Below are 3,019 nucleotides of genomic sequence, written 5' to 3'. Positions count from 1 at the left end.
GGATTGGCGTGCCCGTCGTCAGCCTGATGGGCTGCTACGCCACGCACGCCTTCTTCGGCGTGCCGCTGTGGCTGGCCATCGTGTCGCTGCCGCTGATCTTCGTGCTGACGGTGATCTGCACCAACTCCATGGCGCTGACGTCGTGGACGCCGACCGGCTCGCTGTCCAAGATCACCCAGTTCACGATGGGCGCGCTGGACCGTACGAACCCCGGCTCCAACCTGCTGCCTGCCGGCATGACGGCCGAGATCGCCTCCAACGCGGCCAACCTGCTGTCCGACATCAAGCCCGGCTACATGCTCGGCGGCAAGCCGCGCCACCAGGCCATCGGCCACATCATCGGCAACCTGGCCGGCGTGCTGGTCTGCGTGCCGCTGTTCTTCCTGCTGTTCATCAAGCCCGACGCCAATGGCGCTGCCAGCGCCGCGAACATGGTGTCCGACCAGTTCGGCTTCCCCGCGGCGCTGCAATGGAAGGGCGTGGCCGACATCATCGCCAAGGGGCTGAAGAGCCTGCCCACCTCGGCGCTGATCTCCATGGCCGTTGCCGCCCTGGCGGYCGTCGCCATCGAGGTGGCGCGCATCGTCACCAAGGGCAAATCGGGCCTGTCGGCCGTAGCCATCGGCCTGGGCGTCACGCTGCCGCCGCAAGCCACCTTCATGATGTTCGTCGGCGCGCTGATGTTCTGGTACATGGCCAAGAAGTACAAGAACGCCCCCGCCGACTCCCGCGGCCACCGCATCTGGGTCGAAGGCATGGAGCCCATCTGCGCCGGGCTGATCTCCGGCRCCGCCCTGATGGGCATCGGCGACGCGATCATCGGCGTGCTGATCTGATAATCACCTGTTCTGTCTGCCCGTAGCTCAACTGGATAGAGCAGCTGCCTTCTAAGCAGCAGGTCGGGGGTTCGAGTCCCTCCGGGCAGGCCAAATCAAGGGTTCACGAGAACTCACTGCCAATCAGGCGCCTAGCCCCTACAAGGACTTAGGCGCCTTTTTCATGTCAGRTCCGCTCACGAAGACTCTTTACAGCGCGGGGGAACAGGGGGAACATCCAGGGGAACAAATCGCCAATTCCTCCGCAGTGGGGGAACACGCTCCCCCAAGAGGCCGTTCCCCATGCTCACTGACGCCGCCTGCCGCAATGCCAGTTGCCCCGCCGACAAGCCGCGGGCGCGGTTCGCCGACGCTGGGGGCCTGTACCTGGAGGTGGCGGCCACCGGCTCCAAGCGCTGGTTCGTGAAGTACCGGTTCGGTGGCAAAGAAAAGCGCCTGGCGCTGGGCAACTACCCGCTGGTCAGCCTTAAGGAAGCCAGGGACGGGCGCGACAAGGCCCGCAAGGCCCGCGGTGATGGTCAAGATCCTGTCCAGGCCCGCCGGGTGGCCAAGGTGGTCAACAAGGCCGCCAGCGCCCAAACCTTCGAGGCCGTGGCTCGGGAGTGCTTCGAGACGAAGAAGAGCGGATGGAGCCCGACATACGCCGCGCGCTGGATCGAGCGCATGGAAAAGGATCTGTTCCCCCACATTGGCCCCATGCCTGTGGGGAACATCACCGCCCCGCTGTTGCTGGACGCGCTGCGCCGGGTAGAGAAGCGCGGCGCCCTGGAAACCGCTCACACGCTCCGCCAGACGGCGGGCCAGGTGTTCCGCTTCGGTGTCCAGACCGGCCGCTGCGAGCGTGACCCAGCGCCAGATCTGCACGGCGCCCTTCAGCCGGTCAAGGTCAAGCACATGGCGGCGGTGTTGGAGCCGGCGAGCGCTGGCGACCTCATGCGTGCCCTGGACGGCTATTCCGGCCAGCCTGTGACGCGCGGCGCCCTGCTGCTATCGGCCCTGCTGTTTCAGCGCCCCGGCAACATCCGGGCGATGGAGTGGGCCGAGATCGACGCCGACGCCGCGCTGTGGACGATCCCGGCCGCCAAGATGAAGCGCACGTTGCACGGCAAGCAGAACGGCCGGCCGCACCAGGTGCCCCTGGCACCGCAGGCCGTGGCGATCCTCGAAGAGCTGCGCCCGCTCACTGGCCATGGCCGCTACGTGTTCCCCTCCCTGCTGACGGGCGAGAAGTGCATGAGCGAGAACACCGTGCGCACGGCGCTGCGCCGGCTTGGCTACGGCAACGCCGAGATGACGCCGCACGGTTTCCGCGCCATGGCTCGCACGCTGATCGTCGAGCGGCTGCCCGGCGTGTCGCCTGACGTCATCGAGGCCCAGCTCGCGCACGGCAAGTCCGGCCCKCTGGGCATGGCCTACGACCGCGCCGAGTTCATGGAGCAGCGCCGGGCGCTGATGAAGGCATGGGCGGATTACCTGGACCAGCTCAAGGCCGGCGCAAAGGTTATCGAGTTCAAGGCGGCATGAGGCGGGGGCTCGCCGCCGTCGCGCTGCTGGTGCTGCTGGCCGGCTGTGCCAAGCACTACACGCCCGAGGCGGTGGCGGACCCGTATGGCTTCTTCTCGGGCCTGTGGCACGGCTTGATCAGCCCCTATTCAGTGGCAATGAACTTGCTGTCTTGGCTGCTTGGTTTGGTGGGCCTGGACGTGTTCAGCAGCATCAAGATCGTCGGACGGCCGAACACCGGCTTTGGCTATTGGGCCGGCTTCGTGATGGGTCTGATGTCTTATGGCGGAGCCAAAGGGCGTTGAGCGGGCGGCTGCGAGGACTTAGGCGGGCCTGGACGTGCAAGCGCAGAGCCACGCTTGAGCCAACGACCCGACAATCCAATCGCCGCGCCTAGGCTGATCCCCGAAAACCCGTTTCCCTGACGGGCTGGCGCGGCACTTTCCTCAGGGGGCGCAGGGGGCGCTCGTGGATATTGTGAAGATGGCGCTCGACCAGTTCGACCAATTGATCGAGACCGCTGAAGATTTCGGCATCGAGAAAGACACTTTCCTCAAGCTCGGACAGTCTGCGATGCAGGCCACGTACTTCGAGCTAAACCCGACGGATGAAAGTCGTGCATACGTTGATCGGGCGAAGCAGCAGTTCAACGAGTTGTGTGATGCGGCGCCGGGGGTGCC

At 65.9% G+C, this 3,019-nt stretch carries 4 protein-coding genes and 1 tRNA gene; all 5 read left to right on the top strand.

Annotated elements, in window-relative coordinates; translation table 11 throughout:
* Positions 1-836 (top strand): OPT/YSL family transporter (locus tag AC1DU6_RS25325; protein ID WP_477860457.1); only part of this gene is annotated, 836 nt, incomplete at its 5' end.
* A 16-nt stretch (positions 837-852) separates the two neighbouring features.
* Positions 853-929 (top strand) — tRNA-Arg (locus AC1DU6_RS25320).
* A 189-nt stretch (positions 930-1,118) separates the two neighbouring features.
* Positions 1,119-2,360, top strand: coding sequence for a tyrosine-type recombinase/integrase (locus AC1DU6_RS25315; RefSeq protein ID WP_477860455.1), 1,242 nt, complete (start codon positions 1,119-1,121; stop codon positions 2,358-2,360).
* Positions 2,357-2,644, top strand: a complete 288-nt coding sequence (locus tag AC1DU6_RS25310) for a hypothetical protein (protein ID WP_477860453.1) — start codon at positions 2,357-2,359, stop codon at positions 2,642-2,644. The genes AC1DU6_RS25315 and AC1DU6_RS25310 overlap by 4 nt, the downstream gene beginning before the upstream one ends.
* 178 nt (positions 2,645-2,822) lie before the next feature.
* Positions 2,823-3,019: hypothetical protein (locus tag AC1DU6_RS25305; protein ID WP_477860451.1), on the top strand; the 197-nt coding region annotated here is incomplete at its 3' end.

This window comes from Roseateles sp. P5_B10, from assembly GCF_056400485.1.
This window is presented reverse-complemented; position numbering and strand designations above follow the sequence as displayed.

Coding starts and splice junctions, on each gene's coding strand:
- AC1DU6_RS25310 (WP_477860453.1), top strand. CDS start 2,357: ATGAGGCGGGGGCTCGCCGCCGTCGCGCTGCTGGTGCTGCTGGCCGGC.